Origin of the sequence: Plantactinospora sp. KBS50, assembly GCF_002285795.1 — a bacterium.
GTDB lineage: Bacteria > Actinomycetota > Actinomycetes > Mycobacteriales > Micromonosporaceae > KBS50.
Genome location: NZ_CP022961.1, coordinates 3,165,485 through 3,181,528, shown reverse-complemented (window position 1 = coordinate 3,181,528; position 16,044 = coordinate 3,165,485). Strand labels below are relative to the sequence as shown.

Annotated in this window: 14 protein-coding genes; 3 read left to right on the top strand and 11 right to left on the bottom strand. The window is 74.3% G+C overall.

The genetic code is table 11. The features are described from left to right. Positions 1-22: 22 nt before the first annotated feature. The 7 genes from lnt to CIK06_RS14135 all read right to left on the bottom strand — a co-directional run bounded on the left by lnt (position 23) and on the right by CIK06_RS14135 (position 9,244). Entirely contained in the window at positions 23-1,873 is a 1,851-nt protein-coding gene (lnt, locus tag CIK06_RS14165; protein WP_095565226.1) for an apolipoprotein N-acyltransferase, read from the bottom strand. Positions 1,874-2,470: 597 nt separating this feature from the next. After that, complete coding sequence (locus CIK06_RS14160; protein WP_095565225.1) at positions 2,471-3,811, bottom strand: glutamate mutase L; 1,341 nt, start codon at positions 3,809-3,811, stop codon at positions 2,471-2,473. After that, on the bottom strand, positions 3,808-4,218 hold the full coding sequence (locus CIK06_RS14155) for a hotdog domain-containing protein (protein ID WP_198348244.1): 411 nt from the start codon (positions 4,216-4,218) through the stop codon (positions 3,808-3,810). The genes CIK06_RS14160 and CIK06_RS14155 overlap by 4 nt, the downstream gene beginning before the upstream one ends. Beyond that, complete coding sequence (locus tag CIK06_RS14150; protein ID WP_232534305.1) at positions 4,215-4,916, bottom strand: OAM dimerization domain-containing protein; 702 nt, start codon at positions 4,914-4,916, stop codon at positions 4,215-4,217. Before CIK06_RS14150 ends, CIK06_RS14155 begins: the two co-directional genes overlap by 4 nt. 107 nt (positions 4,917-5,023) lie before the next feature. Next, positions 5,024-6,583, bottom strand: coding sequence for a lysine 5,6-aminomutase subunit alpha (locus tag CIK06_RS14145; RefSeq protein WP_095565224.1), 1,560 nt, complete (start codon positions 6,581-6,583; stop codon positions 5,024-5,026). Continuing rightward, a complete protein-coding gene (locus CIK06_RS14140; RefSeq protein WP_095565223.1) occupies positions 6,580-8,196 on the bottom strand; it encodes an amidohydrolase in 1,617 nt (538 codons plus the stop codon). Before CIK06_RS14140 ends, CIK06_RS14145 begins: the two co-directional genes overlap by 4 nt. A gap of 4 nt (positions 8,197-8,200) precedes the next feature. Then, positions 8,201-9,244 (bottom strand): zinc-binding alcohol dehydrogenase, encoded by a 1,044-nt coding sequence (locus CIK06_RS14135; protein WP_095565222.1) that lies wholly within the window; start codon positions 9,242-9,244, stop codon positions 8,201-8,203. 178 nt (positions 9,245-9,422) lie between these two features. Between CIK06_RS14135 and CIK06_RS14130 the strand changes: the two genes are divergently transcribed. Continuing rightward, positions 9,423-10,886, top strand: a complete 1,464-nt coding sequence (locus CIK06_RS14130; RefSeq protein ID WP_232534203.1) for a KamA family radical SAM protein — start codon at positions 9,423-9,425, stop codon at positions 10,884-10,886. Positions 10,887-10,965: 79 nt separating this feature from the next. Here the strand turns inward: CIK06_RS14130 and CIK06_RS14125 are convergent, their stop codons facing one another. After that, the gene (locus tag CIK06_RS14125; protein WP_095565221.1) at positions 10,966-11,160 is read right to left on the bottom strand and encodes a CsbD family protein; all 195 of its coding nucleotides are present in this window, start codon (positions 11,158-11,160) and stop codon (positions 10,966-10,968) included. Positions 11,161-11,340: 180 nt separating this feature from the next. On the opposite strand from CIK06_RS14125, the gene CIK06_RS14120 reads away from it, so the two are divergent. Continuing rightward, positions 11,341-11,916: a histidine phosphatase family protein gene (locus CIK06_RS14120; RefSeq protein WP_095565220.1), complete on the top strand. Its 576-nt coding sequence runs from the start codon at positions 11,341-11,343 to the stop codon at positions 11,914-11,916. Between the two features lie 103 nt (positions 11,917-12,019). On the opposite strand, the gene CIK06_RS14115 is transcribed toward CIK06_RS14120, so the two are convergent. From CIK06_RS14115 to CIK06_RS14105, 3 genes are all read right to left on the bottom strand, one after another. Then, a complete protein-coding gene (locus CIK06_RS14115) occupies positions 12,020-12,490 on the bottom strand; it encodes an Lrp/AsnC family transcriptional regulator (RefSeq protein ID WP_095565219.1) in 471 nt (156 codons plus the stop codon). A gap of 120 nt (positions 12,491-12,610) precedes the next feature. Further along, positions 12,611-13,753 (bottom strand): acyl-CoA dehydrogenase family protein, encoded by a 1,143-nt coding sequence (locus CIK06_RS14110; protein ID WP_095565218.1) that lies wholly within the window; start codon positions 13,751-13,753, stop codon positions 12,611-12,613. Positions 13,754-13,834: 81 nt separating this feature from the next. Beyond that, entirely contained in the window at positions 13,835-14,941 is a 1,107-nt protein-coding gene (locus CIK06_RS14105; RefSeq protein WP_095565217.1) for a DUF4037 domain-containing protein, read from the bottom strand. A gap of 127 nt (positions 14,942-15,068) precedes the next feature. Here CIK06_RS14105 and CIK06_RS14100 point away from each other — a divergent pair, with 127 nt between their 5' ends. Beyond that, positions 15,069-16,007 carry a 5'-3' exonuclease gene (locus CIK06_RS14100; RefSeq protein ID WP_095565216.1) on the top strand — a complete coding sequence of 313 codons (939 nt, stop codon included), beginning with the start codon at positions 15,069-15,071 and terminating at the stop codon, positions 16,005-16,007. The last annotated feature ends 37 nt before the right edge of the window (positions 16,008-16,044 follow it).

Here is a 16,044-nt window from a genome sequence, read left to right as displayed (position 1 = left end):
CCCACCGGCTCGGACCTTTCCCTCACGGCTCCTCCACCCCCGCCGGCGTACCGGCGATCCCGGCGCCGACGGTCGCAGGTGCCCTCCGTCGGCGCGCCAGCGCCGCCGCGAGCACTCCGGCGGCGGCGAGCCCCACCAGCAGCACCTCCGGCCACACCCCCAGCCGGGTGGCGACCGTACGGCCCTGGTCGAGGCGCATCTGCCGGGTCACCACCGCAGGGGTGTCGAACCCGGTGGGGGCGACTACCCGCCCGGCCGGGGTAACGAACCCGGACACTCCGACCGTCGAGGCCATCAACGACTCGCGGCCGTGTTCCACCGCCCGCAGCCGCACCATCGCCAACTGCTGCCGCGCCTCCGCCTCGTCGAAGGTGGCGTTGTTGGTCTGCACCACCAGCAACTGCGCCCCGCCGGTGACGGTGTCCCGGACCAGCCCGTCGTAGGCCACCTCGAAACAGATCACGTCGCCCAGCACCAGCCCGCCGGTGTGCAGCACCCCGGCCCGGTCACCGGCCACGAAGTCGCTGCGGACCCGGTCGACCTCCTTGCTGACCCAGCGGGCGACGGTACGCAGCGGGATGTACTCGGCGAACGGCACCGGATGCCGCTTGACGTACACCTGGTCCAGGTCCGCCCCGCTGCCCGGCCGCCACAGCAGCCCCGCGTTGCGCACCTGCCCCGGGCCGGGACCCAGCAGCACCGCGCCCACCAGGATCGGGGCGTGCACCGCGTCGGCCGCCGCGGTGATCTCCCGCGCGGCGTCGGCGTTGCGCAGCGGATCGATGTCGCTGGAGTTCTCCGGCCACACCACCAGGTCCGGCTGCCGTTCCTGACCCGCGGCGACCCGCGCGGCCAGGCTCATCGTGGCCCGCACGTGGTTGTCCAGCACGGCCCGCCGCTGGGCGTTGAAGTCCAGCCCGAGCCGCGGCACGCTGCCCTGCACGATCGCCACGGTCGCGCTCGACCCGCCGCCACCGCCGCCGACCGGCACCAGCGCGCCGAGCGCCAGCACCGCGACCGCGCCCAACGCCAGACCCACCGCCGGTACCCAGCCCCGCGCCGCCGGCGGCCGCCAGCGCCGCCAGGCGCCGGCGGCCAGCAGCCCGCCGGCCAGCGCCACCGCGAACGTCACCAGCGGGGCGCCGCCCAGCGCGGCCAGCCGCAGCGCCGGCGAGTCGCCCTGGCTGAACGCCAGCCGCCCCCACGGGAACCCGCCGAACGGGATCCGGGACCGCGCCGCCTCCTGCGCCACCCACACCAGGCCGGTCAGCACCGGCCAGGACCAGCGCCACCGGTCGGCGACCGGGCTCAGGTAGGCCGCCAGCAGCCCCGCCCCGGCCAGGAAGGCGGCCTGCGACACGCACAGCAGCAGCCACGGCAGCAGACCGGTGTGCAGGTTCGTCCACGACAGCATCGGGACGTACAGCACCAGACCGGTCACCAGGCCCAGCCCGGCACCGGCCCGCAGCCGCCGCCGGTGCACCGCCACGGCCAGACCGGCCACGCCCACCGGCGCCAGCCACCACCGGCCGTACGGGGGGAACGCCAGCAGCAGCGCACCCCGGGCCGGATCCTCGGCCACCAGCCGCACCGCCCCGCGCCCCGCGAAGATCCGCAGCGCGGCGGCCTCCCGGACCAGGTGCCGGCCGCCGGGCACGCCCAGCTTGAGCACCAGCGGGGTGCCGTCGGCGGCGGTGGCCGCGGCCACCCAGTTGAACGTCAACCCGAACGGTTCCCCGACCCGCAGGTCCCAGTCCCGGGCCACCGCGGCGACCAGGGCCGGCAGCCCGGCAAGCCAGTCGCGGCCGGCTTCGCCCCAGACCGCGACGACCGTACGGGCCAACCGCGCCGGCACCGGCCTGATCGGCGACATCAGCGGATCATGCCACGGAGTCGTCCGGTGGCCCGGTTCCCGGTCACAAACCCCCGCGCCGCAACGGAAATCGGGGCGCGACCAGTGGCCGCGCCCCGATGCTCCCAGGCCCCTCCCGGCCGGTGCGGCGGAATGACCCGTGCGACCTTCGGACCGACCGGACGCGAACTGGCTGTTCCCGCCCACCCGTTGTCTACTGGCCGCGCACACCATCCCGTCCGGACACCGGTAACAGCGGCCGGTTCGCGCCGCCCCGCCGACCCCCGCCCGCTGGACCTGGCCGTCGCGGCATGCTGCCGCTCGGCCAGCGGGCGAAGGGACGAAGCGAACAACAACCGCTTCCCGTGGTAGGACTCAAAGACGGTACGTGGTGCCCCCCGGGACCTGTCAACCGCCCCCGGCCTGTCATCGACACCGGCCCGGCGTGTCGGCCCCGACACCCCGCCCCGCCGTCCGGACCCGCCCCACCGGACAGCGCGTCGTCGCATCGCCGTCACCAACCGTGGCGCACCGTCGCGCACCCGCGGCCGCCCACACCGGCCACGCCGGCCGGCCTGAGCCGGCGTGGCCGGTGTGGGCGTGGCTGAGCCGGCCGGTTCAGGCCGGCAGCAGGTGGTGGCGCAGCAGCCGCGCCGCGGCCACCGGATGCTCCGCCGCCAGCAGCCCACCGGCGGCCAACACGTAGTCCGCGTCCACCACCGGACGCGCCGCCCGCGGCACCGCCCAGCCCCCGGCGTAGTCGGTCAACACCGCCGACAGCACCGCCGACCGGTCGCCGGGCGACGCGTACCGCAGCACCCCGCCGGAACCCACCAGCAGCCGGACGTCCCGCAGGTCCCGCGCGGCCCGCTCGCCGACCGCCCCACCGCGGGCGTGCCGGCGCACCGCCACGGTCGCCGCGAGCACCGCCAGCCGCCGCTCCACCGCCCGCTCCCCCTCGTCGGCGGCCAGGAACCCCGGATCGGCGGCCCGGACCCGGGCCGCCGACGCCAGCGCCGCCGCCTCACCGTCCTCCACGAGCCGCTCGGCCACCGCCGCGGCCACCACCCCGGGCGCGCTCCACCGCATCCCCAGGTCCCCCTCCACCGTGCGGGACCGCCACAGCTGGCCGGCCGCCGGCCGGCCCGGGCCGACGGCCCGCTCGTCCGGGGTCAGCACCGAATACACGTCCGTGGTCGCCCCGCCGACGTCCACCACCACCAGGTCACCGCCACCGGCGTCGGCCAGCACCTCCACCCCGGTCAGCACCGCGTCCGGGGTGGCCGCCCGCACCAGCCCGGCGAACCGCCGCCCCCGGGACAGCCGCTTCCCGCCGATCACGTGCCGCAGGAACACCTCCCGGATCGCCGCACGGGCCGGCGCCGGCGCCAACACCCCGATCCGGGGCAGCACGTTCCCGGTCACCGTCACCGGCACCCCCCGCCCGGCCAGCACCGCGCCCACCTCGGCCGCGGCGTCGGCGTTGCCGGCCACCACCACCGGCACCCGCCAGCGCGCCCGGGCCAGCCGACCGGCGTTGTGCAGCAACACCTCCGCGTCCCCGCCGTCGGTGCCGCCCACCAGCAGCAGCACGTCCGGCCGCGCCGCCCGCGCCGCGGCCACGTCCGCGCCGGCCAACCGGCCCGCCGCCACGTGCACCACCCGGGCACCGGCGGACAACCCGACCCGCTGCCCGGCCTGGGCCGTGATCAGCTCCTCGTAGCCGACCACCGCCAGCCGCAACCCACCCCCGGCCGAGGAGCACACGTACCAGGGCGCGTCGCCCAGCGGCACGCCCGCCGCCGCCCGCGCCACCGCCGCGTCCAGGCCGTGCAGCACGTCACTGTCCACGGTGGTACGCGCCACCGACGTACCGGCCAACCGGCCCGCGCCCAGATCGACCACCGCCGCCTTCGTGAAGGTCGACCCGACGTCGGCGCAGACCGCGTACCGGCTCACCGGCCCGGCGCGTCCGACGGCGGCGGCACCACCACGGTGCCGGTGGCGGTCACCGCCACGATCGGCGGATCCAACACCTGCGCCGCCGACCCGCCCCGGTCGGGACGGCCCCGGCACACCACCACACAGCTCAACTCCAGGGTGCGGCTGCGCGTCCCGACCCGGGACACCCGGGCGGTCACCTCCAGCACGTCACCGGCCCGGATCGGGGCACTGAACCGCACGTCCGCGTAGCCGGCGAACAGCCCCTCGTCCCCGTCCGTGCGGATGCACACCTCGGTCGCCACATCCCCGAACAGACCCAACGCGTACGCCCCGTCCACCAGGTTGCCCGCGTAGTGCGCATGCGAGTACGGCACGTACCGCCGGTGCGTCACCGTCAACCCCAGCCGCGGATCGCCCGTCACGCCGCCACCTTCCCACCCATGATCAACGCGTGGACCAGGTAGCTGGCCACCTCACCCGGCGTGGTGCCCCGACCGAAGATCCGGTCCACCCCCAACTCGCCGGCCATCGTCTCGTCGAACCGCGGCCCGCCCACCACCAGCAACGGCCGCCGCCCCGCCGGCATCGCCTCCCGGAACGCCGCCGACATCTCCCGGGTGTTGTGCAGGTGCGCGTCCCGCTGCGTCACCACCTGCGAGACCAGCACCGCGTCCGCCTTCGCCGCCCGCGCCGCCTCCACCAGATCCGGCACGCTCACCTGCGCACCCAGGTTCGTCACCGCCAACTCCCGGTAGTACTCCAGCCCCTTCTGCCCGGCGATGCCCTTCACGTTCAGGATCGCGTCGATACCCACCGTGTGCGCGTCGGTGCCGATACACGCCCCCACCACCGCCAGCTTCCGGCGCAGCCGCCGCTTCACCAGCGTGTTGACCTCCTTGGCCGACAGCAGCGGGTAGTCCCGCTCGACCACCTGCACCGCGGACAGGTCCACCAGGTGACTCACCCGGCCGTACACCACGAAGAAGGTGAACCCGTCACCCATCTGCTTCGCGTGCACCAGCATCGCCGGATCCAGACCCATCCGCCCGGCCAACTGCACCGCCGCGCCCTCGGCCCGCTTGTCGTGCGGCACCGGCAACGTGAACGACACCTGCACCATGCCGTCGCCGGTGGTGTCCCCGTACGGCCGGACGATCGTCTTGCGCGCCGGCGGCGCGTCCCCCGCGTCCCCGTCCACCGGCCCACCGCCCACGCCCGCGCCCGCGCTCACCGGCTCGCCTCCAGGATGTCGGTGACCGGGTTGTAGTAGCCCGCCTCGTGCCGCGCCACCCCGTCCAACCCCTTGCCCCGGTCCGCCGGCCGCTTCATGATCCCGAACGTGCCGTCGGCGATCGCCGTCAACAGACCCTCGTCCACGATCCGCTCCAGCAACGTCACCGCCTCACCCAGCACCCGGTGCGCCCGCTCCTGGATGAACCCGCCCGGCGCCGGCACGAAGTCCTCGTGCAGACCGCCGGCGGCACCCAACACGTACCGCACGTTCTGCAGCGCGATGTCCCGGTCCGACAACCACGGCGTCACCACCGCCTCGGTCATCATCCCCACCAGCAGGATGCCCTGCCCCGTCATCGCACCCACCAGGTTGAAGAACCCGTCCAGCAGGTTGCCCCGGAACACGTCCCCGGTCATGTGCTTCGTCGGCGGCATCCACTTCAACGGCGCATCCGGGAACAACTCCCGGGCCAGCAACGCGTGCGCCAACTCCAACCGGAACGACTCCGGCACATCCGGATTGATCTCGAACGCGTGCCCCAACCCCAACTGCCAGTCCGCCAACCCCGCCTCGTGCGCGAAGTACTCGTTCAACAACTGCGACACCGTCACCGTGTGCGCCTCGTCCACCGCATCCGCCGTGGTCAGGTAGTTGTCCTCACCGGTGTTGATGATGATCCCCGCCCGCGCGTGCACCTGCCGGGAGAACCGCTGGTCCACGAACGTCCGGATCGGATTGATGTCCCGGAACAGGATCCCGTACATCGAATCGTTCAACATCATGTCCAGGCGCTCCACCCCCGCCAGCGCCGCCATCTCCGGCATGCACAACCCGGACGCGTAATTGGTCAACCGGACGTAGCGCCCCAACTCCCGCGACGACTCATCCAACGCCGCCCGCATCAACCGGAAGTTCTCCTGCGTCGCGTACGTCCCCGCGAACCCCTCCCGGGTCGGCCCCTCCGGCACATAGTCCAACAACGACTGCCCCGTCGACCGGATCACCGCGATCACGTCCGCACCCGCCCGCGCCGCCGCCTGCGCCTGCGGAATGTCCTCGTAGATGTCCCCCGTCGCCACGATCAGATAGATCCACGGCCGCCGCGGCGCATCCCCGTACCGCCGCACCAGCCGCTCCCGCTCGACCCGCCGCCGATCCACCAGCCGCACCCCCGCGGCCGCCGCCCGCCGCGCCGAACGCCGCGCCGCCGTCGCCGCCCGACCCACCGGCACCTCGAACCGCACCGACCCCGCCGCCGCCTTCTGCGCCAGCAACGTCAGATCGGTCACCTGCTCCCGCTCCGCCGCCGCGAACACCGGCAACGCCACCCCGTGCCCCAACCCCACATCGGACACCACCGCATCGACCAGCCGGTTCACCCACGGAATGCCCTCCGGATCCGCGCCGTGCACCCCCGCCAACCGCAGCACCGCCCGCTCCACCGACACCGTCGTGTGGCTACGCGCCAACTCCACCACCGGCCGACCCGCCGACCGCGCCAACTCCCGGGCCCGCGCCACCACCGCCGGATCCAACCCCAACTTCCCGGTCACGATCCGCCCTCCTCGAAAATCACCTCGCCACGCAGCACCGTGCGCCGGCACACCGGCAACGGCGTCGGATCCGCCGCACCCCGCGCCTCCGGATCGGCCGCCAACAACACCGGCAGACCCCGCCGCACCCCCGCCGGCGTCGACCACACCGCGAACGTCGCCGCCGCACCCAGCGCCAACACCCCCTCCGCCGGCGCACGCCGCGGCCTGGCCGGCAACGCCGACCAACCACCCCGGGTGTGCGCCGCGAACGCCGCACCCACACTCGTGCGCAACACCGGATTGTGATGCGACGCCGCCGCCCGCACCGAACCCCACGGATCCAACGGCGTCACCGGCGAATCCGAACCGAACGCCAACGGCACACCCACCCCGTGCATCGCACCCATCGGATTCGACGCCAACGACCGGTCCAGCCCCAACCGCGCCTCGTACATCCCGCCCGCGCCACCCCACAACCGGTCGAACGCCGGCTGCATGCTCGCCACGATCCCGAACTCCACGAACCCCGCGATCAACCGCTTGTCCATCAACTCGGCGTGCTCCACCCGGTGCCGCCCCGCCCGCAACCGGTCCACCCCCAACGTCCCGGCCGCCGCCGCGAAACCCTCCAGCACCGTCGACAACGCCGCGTCCCCGATCGCGTGGAACCCGCCCTGCATCCCGTGCGCCGCACAGTCCAACAGGTGATCCCGCACCTGAGCGGCCGTCACGTAACCGTGCCCGCACGCCCCCGGCTCACCATCGACGTACGGCACCGACACGTGCGCCGTCCGCGACCCCAACGCCCCGTCCGCGTACAGGTCCCCACCGGCACCCACCGCACCCAGATCGCGCGCCTTCGCCGCCCCCAGCAACTCACCCCAGTAGCCGTACACCTCCGGCAGCCCCGCCCCGGACAGCGCCAGCACCCCGGTGAAATCCGCCTCGTCCGACGTACCCGGCCCGCCACACTCGTGCACCGCCGCGATACCCAACCGCGCCGCCTGAGCCAACGCGACCCGCTGCACCCGCACCCGCTGCGCCGGCGACAACGACCCCAACGCCACCGCCCGCACCACATGGTGCGCGTCCCGCCGCAACCACCCCGACGGATCGAACCCGGCCGCCTCCCGCGCCCCCGGCGCCACCAGCAACGCCGAGGACACCAGCGCCGAATGCACCGACGCCTGCGACAGGTACACCCGCCGGCCGCCGCCGGCCCGGTCCAACTCCGCCGCCGCCGGCAACCGCCGGTCCGACCAGAGCGACTCGTCCCAGCCGTGCCCCAACACCACCGCATCCGCCGGCAGATCCGCGGCGAACCCCGCCACCCGGTCCAGCACCTCACCGGCCGACCGCGCCCCCGACAACTCCAACCCGCCCAACGCCAGCCCCGTGTCCGTGCAGTGCACGTGCGCGTCCACGAACGCCGGCGTCACCAGCGCCCCGTCCAACTCCACCACCCGCTCCGCCGCCGGCGCCCCGGCGTCCGGACCCAACCAGGCGATCCGGCCATCCCGCACCAACAGCGCCGTGGCCGACGGATCCGACGGGCAGTGCAACACTCCACCGCGGTACAGCGTCGAGGGGTTCCCAGCCGCACGCGGGCCGGTCGGTAGCTGTGCAGTCATGACGTCAGTCTGCCGCGAGCCGGGCCTCGAACAGCGCACGCACCCCCGGCACCCGGCGCAGCAACCCCAGCGCCAACTCCGCGTGCCCCGGCACGTACCCGTTGCCCACCAGCATCGTCACGTCCGCGGCCAACCCCTCGGCACCCAACGCCGCCGCCGCGAAACTCGTCGCCATCGAGAAGAAGATCACCGTACCGCCGTCGGCCGTGGCCAGCACCGCCCCGTGCTCGCAACCGGGCACGTCCACACAGACCACCGTCACGTCCGCCGGAGCACCCAACGCCCCCGACACCGCGCCGGACACCCCCACCGGATCCCGGGCATCGGCCAGCACCACCGCATCCGCCAGCCCCGCGGCCACCAACCGGTCCCGCTCCGCCGGCACCGGCACCACCCCGACGGTCCCGCCCGCACCCGCCCGCGCCGCCGCGGCCAGCGCCAACGAGCCGCTCTTGCCCGCCGCCCCGATCACCGCCACCGACACGCCCCGGCCGGCCGCCCGGCGCTCGGCCACCACCCGCGCGGTCAGCGCCGGCGCGCCGCACACGTCCAGCACCGCCAGGCTCAGCCCCGGGTCCAGATCCGCCGGCAGCACCGCCGCGATCGACCGGGCGAACAGGATCGCGTGCCCGGCACACGGCACCTGCTCGGTCCGGCCGTCCCAGTCGGCCAGCCCGTCGGTCACCGCCAGCGGCGTCAGGGTCAGCGACACCAGGGTCGCCACCCGGTCGCCCGGCGCCAGGCCCAGCGGCGACTCCGCACCCACCTCGTCGACCGTGCCGATCAGCATCCCGCCCGACCCGGTGACCGGATTGTGCATCTTGCCCCGGGTCGCGATGATCTCCCGCACCTCGTCCCGCACCGCCGCACCGACGCCGCCGTGCTTGCGCACCAACTGCCGGAAGCTCGCGGCGTCCAGATTCAGCCGCTCGACCCGCACCCGCACCTCGTCCGGCCCGATCCGCGGGCTCGCGTCCAGCCGGTACGCCGCCTGCGGCAGCACACCCGCCGGCTCCAGCACCCGGTGCAACCCGACCGGTGACCCCATGCCGCCTCCCCACGCAACCCGCGACCGCAGCCCACAACCCGACTCGCTGGCCGTAAAACTTACGGCAGACTAGTTTCTAGCCAGGATATTTTCCAGTAGCGTCCCGGGGACAGCCCGACAACCGGCACCAACCAGCACCCCCGGAGACCCAGCAGGCGCCGCCACCCGAGGAGGATCCGTGACCCAGACACAGCAGCCGCTGACGGCCACCCCGGCAGGCACGCCCCACCCCCGCGACACCGAACCGACCCCGGAGCACACCGCACCGGCCCCCACCGGCAGCACCACGCTCGCCGGCGGCCAGCCGTACGAGTACCGCCGGCGCCCCCTCGTCGAACCCGACTGGACCCGCTTCCCCGGCTGGCGAGACATCACCCGCGAACAGTGGGAATCCGCCCAGTGGCAGCGCGTCAACTGCGTCAAGAACGTCAAACAGCTACGCCGCGTCCTCGGCGACCTCGTCGACGACACCTTCTACGCCGACCTCGTCGAGGACCAGAACGCGCTGGCCACCATGTCCATGCTGGTGCCGCCGCAGATGCTCAACACCATGGTCCCGGACACCACCCCGAGCACCGGGACCTTCTACGCCGACCCCATCCGGCGCTACATGATCCCGGTCGCCTCCGACCGGCGCACGGACTGGCCGTCGCACCCCTACGCCACCCGCGACTCGCTGCACGAACACGACATGTGGGTCGCCGAGGGCCTCACCCACCGCTACCCCACCAAGGTCCTCGCCGAACTGCTCTCCACCTGCCCCCAGTACTGCGGGCACTGCACCCGGATGGACCTGGTCGGCAACTCCACCCCCGCCGTCGACAAACTCAAGCTCACCCTCAAGCCGGTCGACCGGTACGACGCCCACGTCAACTACCTCAAGGCCCACCCCGGGGTCCGCGACGTCGTCGTCTCCGGCGGCGACGTGGCCAACGTGCCCTGGCGCAACCTGGAGTCGTACCTGATGCGGCTGCTGGAGATCGAAACGATCCGCGACATCCGGCTCGCCACCAAGGCCCTGATGGGTCTCCCCCAGCACTGGCTCCAGCCGGACGTGGTCGAGGGCCTCGAACGGGTGGCCCGCACCGCCGCCCGGCGCGGGGTCAACCTCGCCATCCACACCCACGTCAACCACGTACAGTCGCTCACCCCGCTGGTCGCCCGCGCCGCGCAGACCGCCCTGGAGGTCGGCGTGCGCGACGTACGCAACCAGGGCGTGCTGATGCGCGGCGTCAACGCCACCGCCCCGGCCCTGCTCGACCTCTGCTTCGGGCTCCAGGGCGAGGCCGGCATCCTGCCGTACTACTTCTACATGTGCGACATGATCCCCAACGCCGAACACTGGCGGGTCCCGGTCTGGTACGCCGAACAGCTCCAGCACGACATGATGGGTTACCTGCCCGGCTACGCCACCCCGCGGATCGTCTGCGACGTGCCGTTCGTCGGCAAGCGCTGGGTGCACATGGTCACCGAGTACGACCGCGAGCGGGGCATCTCGTACTGGACGAAGAACTACCGCACCTCCATCGAGGCCACCGACGACGCCGCGTTGACCAGGCGGTACGCCTACTACGACCCGATCGACACCCTCCCCGGGGCCGGCCAGAAGTGGTGGGCCGAGCAGGAGCGGGCCGACGCCTGACCTCAGGCGCCCGCGGAGGCGATGACGATGGGGGCCGGCGTACCCGTACGCCGGCCCCCATCGTCATCGCCTCCGGCGATCAGCCGCCCAGGGCGTCCCGGGCGTCCCGCCCGGCGTCCTTCAGGTGCTCACCCGCCTGCTTGGCCTGCGCCTCGGTGCGCTCGGTGGCGCCCTCGGCCTCCACGCTCTCGTTGTCGGTCGCGTCGCCGTACTTCTGCTTGGCGGCGCCCTTCAGTTCCTCGAACTTGTTGGAAACCTTGTCGGCGAAGCTCATCTCGGACTCCCTGGTCGGCGGGTTCTGCTGCGGCTTGCTGTACCGACCGAGGTGCCCGTTTTCGTCGGTGCGGAAACCGTGTTTCCGTCATGTGACGGCGCACTCCGCGCGTAGCGCGTCCTAGGATGCTAGTTTTCTGGTTGGGTGCGGTCGGGTCCCGCCGCTGGTTGACTGGACGGCATGGCAGAGATCCTTCTCGTCCGGCACGGCCAGACCGAGTGGAGCGCCGGTGGGCGGCACACGTCGTACACCGACGTCCCGCTCACCCCCGACGGTGAGCGACAGGCCCGGGACCTGCGGCCGGCGCTGGCCGGCCGGGAGTTCGCCGCGGTGTTCGCCAGCCCCCGCCGGCGTGCCCGGCAGACCGCCGAACTCGCCGGACTGGTCGTGACCGATCTCGATGAGGACCTGGTCGAGTGGGACTACGGCGACTACGAGGGCCGCACCAGCGCGCAGATCCGCACCGAGGCGCCGGACTGGAACCTGTGGACCGACGGCTGTCCGGGCGGCGAGTCACCCGGACAGGTCGGCGCGCGTCTCGACCGGGTGCTGGGCCGGGCCGCCCGGGCACTCGATGACGGCGACGTGGTCCTCGTCGCGCACGGGCACAGCCTGCGGGTCGCCGCCGCCCGCTGGATCGGACTCGGCCCCGGCGACGGCAGCCGGCTGCGGCTGGACACCGGCAGCCGCTCCGCGCTCGGCTACGAGCACGCACGGCCCGTCATCCTGCGCTGGAACACCCCCACCGGGGGCTGAACCGACCGGTCTGTCTCCCGCGGCGCGCCGAGGCGCCGGGCCGGACGGGCCGGCGGCGCGCCCGGCGCCGGCGGTGCGACGGCCGGTGGCCGGCGGCGGGTGGTCAGAGGCCCGGCGTCGGCGCCGGGGGCGGCGTCAGCCGGGGCGCCCGCCCCTCGTACGGCGTGGAGAGCACCACCGTGGTCCGGGTGGTGACGTTGGCCGAGGTACGGATCTCCTGGAGCACCCGCTCCAGGTCCACCGGACCGGCCACCCGCAGCAGCAGCAGGTAGAAGTCCTCCCCCGCGACCGAGTAGCACGACTCGATCTCGGGCAGGTGCGCCAGCCGCTCCGGCGCGTCGTCCGGTTGCGACGGGTCGAACGGCCGGATCGCCACGAACGCCGTCAGGGGAAGATCCACCGCGTCGTAGCGCAGCCGCGCGGCGTACCCGTTGATCACGCCCCGCTGCTCAAGCCGGCGGACCCGCTGGTGCACGGCGGACACCGACAGCCCCACCTTCTCGGCCAGGTCCGTGTAGGACAGCCGGCCGTCGGTGGTCAGCGCGGTGAGGATGGCGCGATCGGTCTCTTCCACGCGGAGAAACCTACCGGTGTTCCCGCTCCGGTGGCATGCCCGAACCGCCACCGGTACCGGCGTCGATATCCGTACCACGACCGGCACCACCACCGGCCGACGAGCGCGGTGCCCCGGCGGTCAACCGCGGGCCAGGGCGCGGGAGATCACCAGCCGCTGGATCTGGTTCGTGCCCTCCACGATCTGCAGCACCTTCGCCTCCCGCAGGTACCGCTCGACCGGATGATCGGAGACGTAGCCGGCGCCGCCCAGCACCTGCACGGCGTCCGTGGTCACCCGCATCGCCGCGTCGGTGGCGAAGACCTTCGCCTTGGCGGCCTCCACCGAGTACGGCCGGCCGGCATCCCGCAGCCGGGCGGCGGCCAGGGTCAGCGCCCGGGCCGCGGCCACCTGGGTGGCCATGTCGGCCAGCAGGAACCCCAGGCCCTGGAACTCGATGATCGGCCGGCCGAACTGGTTGCGTTCCCGGGCGTACCCGCTGGCGTGGTCCAGCGCGGCCTGGGCCAACCCGACGGCGCAGGCGGCGATGCCGAGCCGGCCCGAGTCCAGCGCCTGCATCGCGATCCGGAACCCGACGCCCTCCGAGCCGACGAGCCGGTCGGCCGGCACCCGGGCCGCGTCGAAGGCGATCTGCGCCACCGGCGAGGAGCGCAGCCCCATGGTCCGCTCCGGCGCCTGCGGCACGATGCCCGGGGTCGCGGCGTCGGCCAGCAGGCACGAGATGCCGGACGCGCCCGGCCCGCCGGTACGGCAGAAGATGTTGTAGAAGTCCGCGATGCCGGCGTGGGTGATCCAGGCCTTGGTGCCGGAGACGACGTACTCCTCGCCGTCCCGGACGGCCCGGGTGGTCAACGCCGCGGCGTCCGAACCACCCTGCGGTTCGGACAGGCAGTACGCGCCGAGCAGCTCGCCGCCGAGCAGATCCGGCAGCAGTTCGCGCAGCTTGGTGCTGCCGTACGCGGAGACCGGGTAGCAGGCCAGGGTGTGCACGCTGACCGCCTCGGCAACCGCCAACCAGCGGCTGGCCAGGATCTCCAGCACCTGCAGGTACACCTCGTACGGCTGGTCCGCCCCGCCGTACCCGGTCGGATAGGGCAGACCCAGCAGGCCGGCGCGGCCCAGCGTACGCAGCACCTCGCGGGGAAACTCGCCACGGCTCTCGAACGCGGCAACCCGCGGGGCGAGTTCGCCGTCGGCCAGTTCGGTGGCCAGACCGAGGAGTTCCCCGGCCTCCTCGGTGGGCAGGACGCGGTCGACGGTCATGGCAGCACGAACTTCGTGGGCAGGGCTGCGGTGGCCGCCCGGTCCGGCGGATACGGGTCATCGAGGCGCATAGTGCATAGCTTAACGGTCGTTCGGGTCAGGCCGCGGGCCAGACAGCACGGCGCCGGCGATCCGGCGGGCGCGGTCCGCCCGGGTGGTCACCTCGGTGCTGTCGACGAACTGGTCGACCGCACCGACCGGCGGCCGGGCCGCAAGCTCCGGGTCGCCGATCGCGGCCCGCAGCCCGGCCGCGAACCGTTCGGCGCCCAGCACCAGGAACGGCCGGCGGTGGAACGGCCGTACCGACGCCTCGACCGGCTCGGCCAGCCCCAGCGCGTTGGTCCGCTCGGCCGCCAGGGTGAGCGCGGCGCCCAGCGCCCGCTCCCGGCGCGGCCAGTCCGCGGCCCGCACCGCGCCGGTCAGCGCGGCGACCGCCGGCGCCACCCCGGGCAGCCGCGCGAACTGGCTGCCCAGCCACTTCCCGTACGGCGGGTAGCGGCGCTCCAGCAGCAGGAACAGCCGCATCAGGTCGCGGGCGACGCGGGCCGCCAGGATCGTGCTGCCCAGGTCGTCGCCCACCTCGGCGCACCGGCCGACCAGGTGCTCCTCCTGCCCGATCCGGGCCCACTGGGCGGCCAGCACGTACCGCCAGACGTCGGTCGGATACCAGCGGAGCGCGGTCCGGGCCGCGCTCAGCGCCGCGCCGGGCAGCCCGTCGTGGAACACCGCCCCGCCGGTGAACTCCGCCAGCCGCTGCGTGGGCACCGCCAGCCAGTCGGCGGTGCCCACGCCCTCGCGCGGGTCGAAGCCGAGCGCGTCCAGCAACCAGCCGCCCACCTCCGCGACCGTGACGCCGTGCCGGTCCCCACCCGGTGCGAGCACCCCGAGTCCGCTGGCGGGGTGCCCGACGAACCGGGTCGGCAGGCCGAGGAACTCGGCCGGCAGGGCGGCGTCGACGGCCGCGGTCACCGCCGGGGCGAGCGCCATGTCGCCGCGGTCCAGGTACACCTGCAGCCGCGGCCCCCAGTCGTGGTCCATCGACCGCCGCGAGTCCAGCCCGAACAGTTCCGAGCCGGAGTCCAGCCGGGCCGCCGCGTAGGCCAGTCCCGGGAACCGGGCCCGGATGGCCGGGCCGACCAGCTCGCCGTGGAAACGCCGGCACAGCTCCAGGCCGGAGACAAACGTCATGCACCTCAGCCTGCCCGGACCGCCGCCGCGCCGCCGCGGGTTTCCGCCCGCGGCACGGGGGTACGCCGGGCCGCCGCGGCGGACTCGGGACCGGCCGGTTGTCGCACCGGTGTGCGAGGCTGTCCCGGTGACCCAGCGACCCCCCGTGCTGCTCGTGGACGCCCCCAGCCTCTACTTCCGGGCATACTTCGGCATTCCCGAGTCGGCGGCCCGGGCTGGAGACGGCAGCCCGGTGAACGCCGTCCGGGGCTTCCTCGACATGATCGCCACGCTGGTCCGCACCCGCCGCCCGGACCGGCTGGTCTGCGCGCTGGACTACGACTGGCGCCCGGCGTGGCGGGTCGAGCTGCTGCCGTCGTACAAGGCGCACCGGCTCGCCCGGGCCGGCGGCGAGGCCGTGCCGGACACGGAGGTGGTGCCGGACACGCTGGTCCCGCAGGTGCCGCTGATCCTGACGGCCCTGGAGCTGGTCGGCATCCCGGCGCTGGGCAGCGACGGCTACGAGGCCGACGACGTGCTGGGCACCCTGGCCACCAGCCAGCCCGGGCCGGTGGAGGTGGTCTCCGGCGATCGGGACCTGTTCCAGCTGGTCGACGACGCCAAGCCGGTGCGGCTGCTGTACTGCGGACGCGGGATCGCCAAGCTGGAGGACTGCGACGGCGCGGCGGTGCTGGACCGCTACGGCGTGCCCCCGCAGGGCTACGCCGACTTCGCGGCCCTGCGCGGCGACCCCAGCGACGGGCTGCCCGGGGTGCCGGGGGTCGGGGCGAAGACCGCGGCCCGGCTGATCGACCGCTACGGCGGGCTGGCCGCGCTGCTGGCCGCGCTGGACGACCCGGCCGCCGGGTTCGCGCCGGGCCTGCGGGGCCGGCTGGTGGCCGCCCGGGACTACCTGGCGGTGGCGCCCACGGTGGTCCGGGTGGCCCGGGACGCCCCGCTGCCGCGCTTCGATCCGGCGCTGCCCGCCGCGCCGGCCGACCCGGACGGGCTGCTGGCGTTCGCCGAGAAGTGGAACCTCGCCGGCCCGTGCCGACGCCTGGTGGACGCCCTCGCCGAGCGATCCTGACGGTGCCGCCGGCGCGGTGGCCGGGCGGATCGGGGCC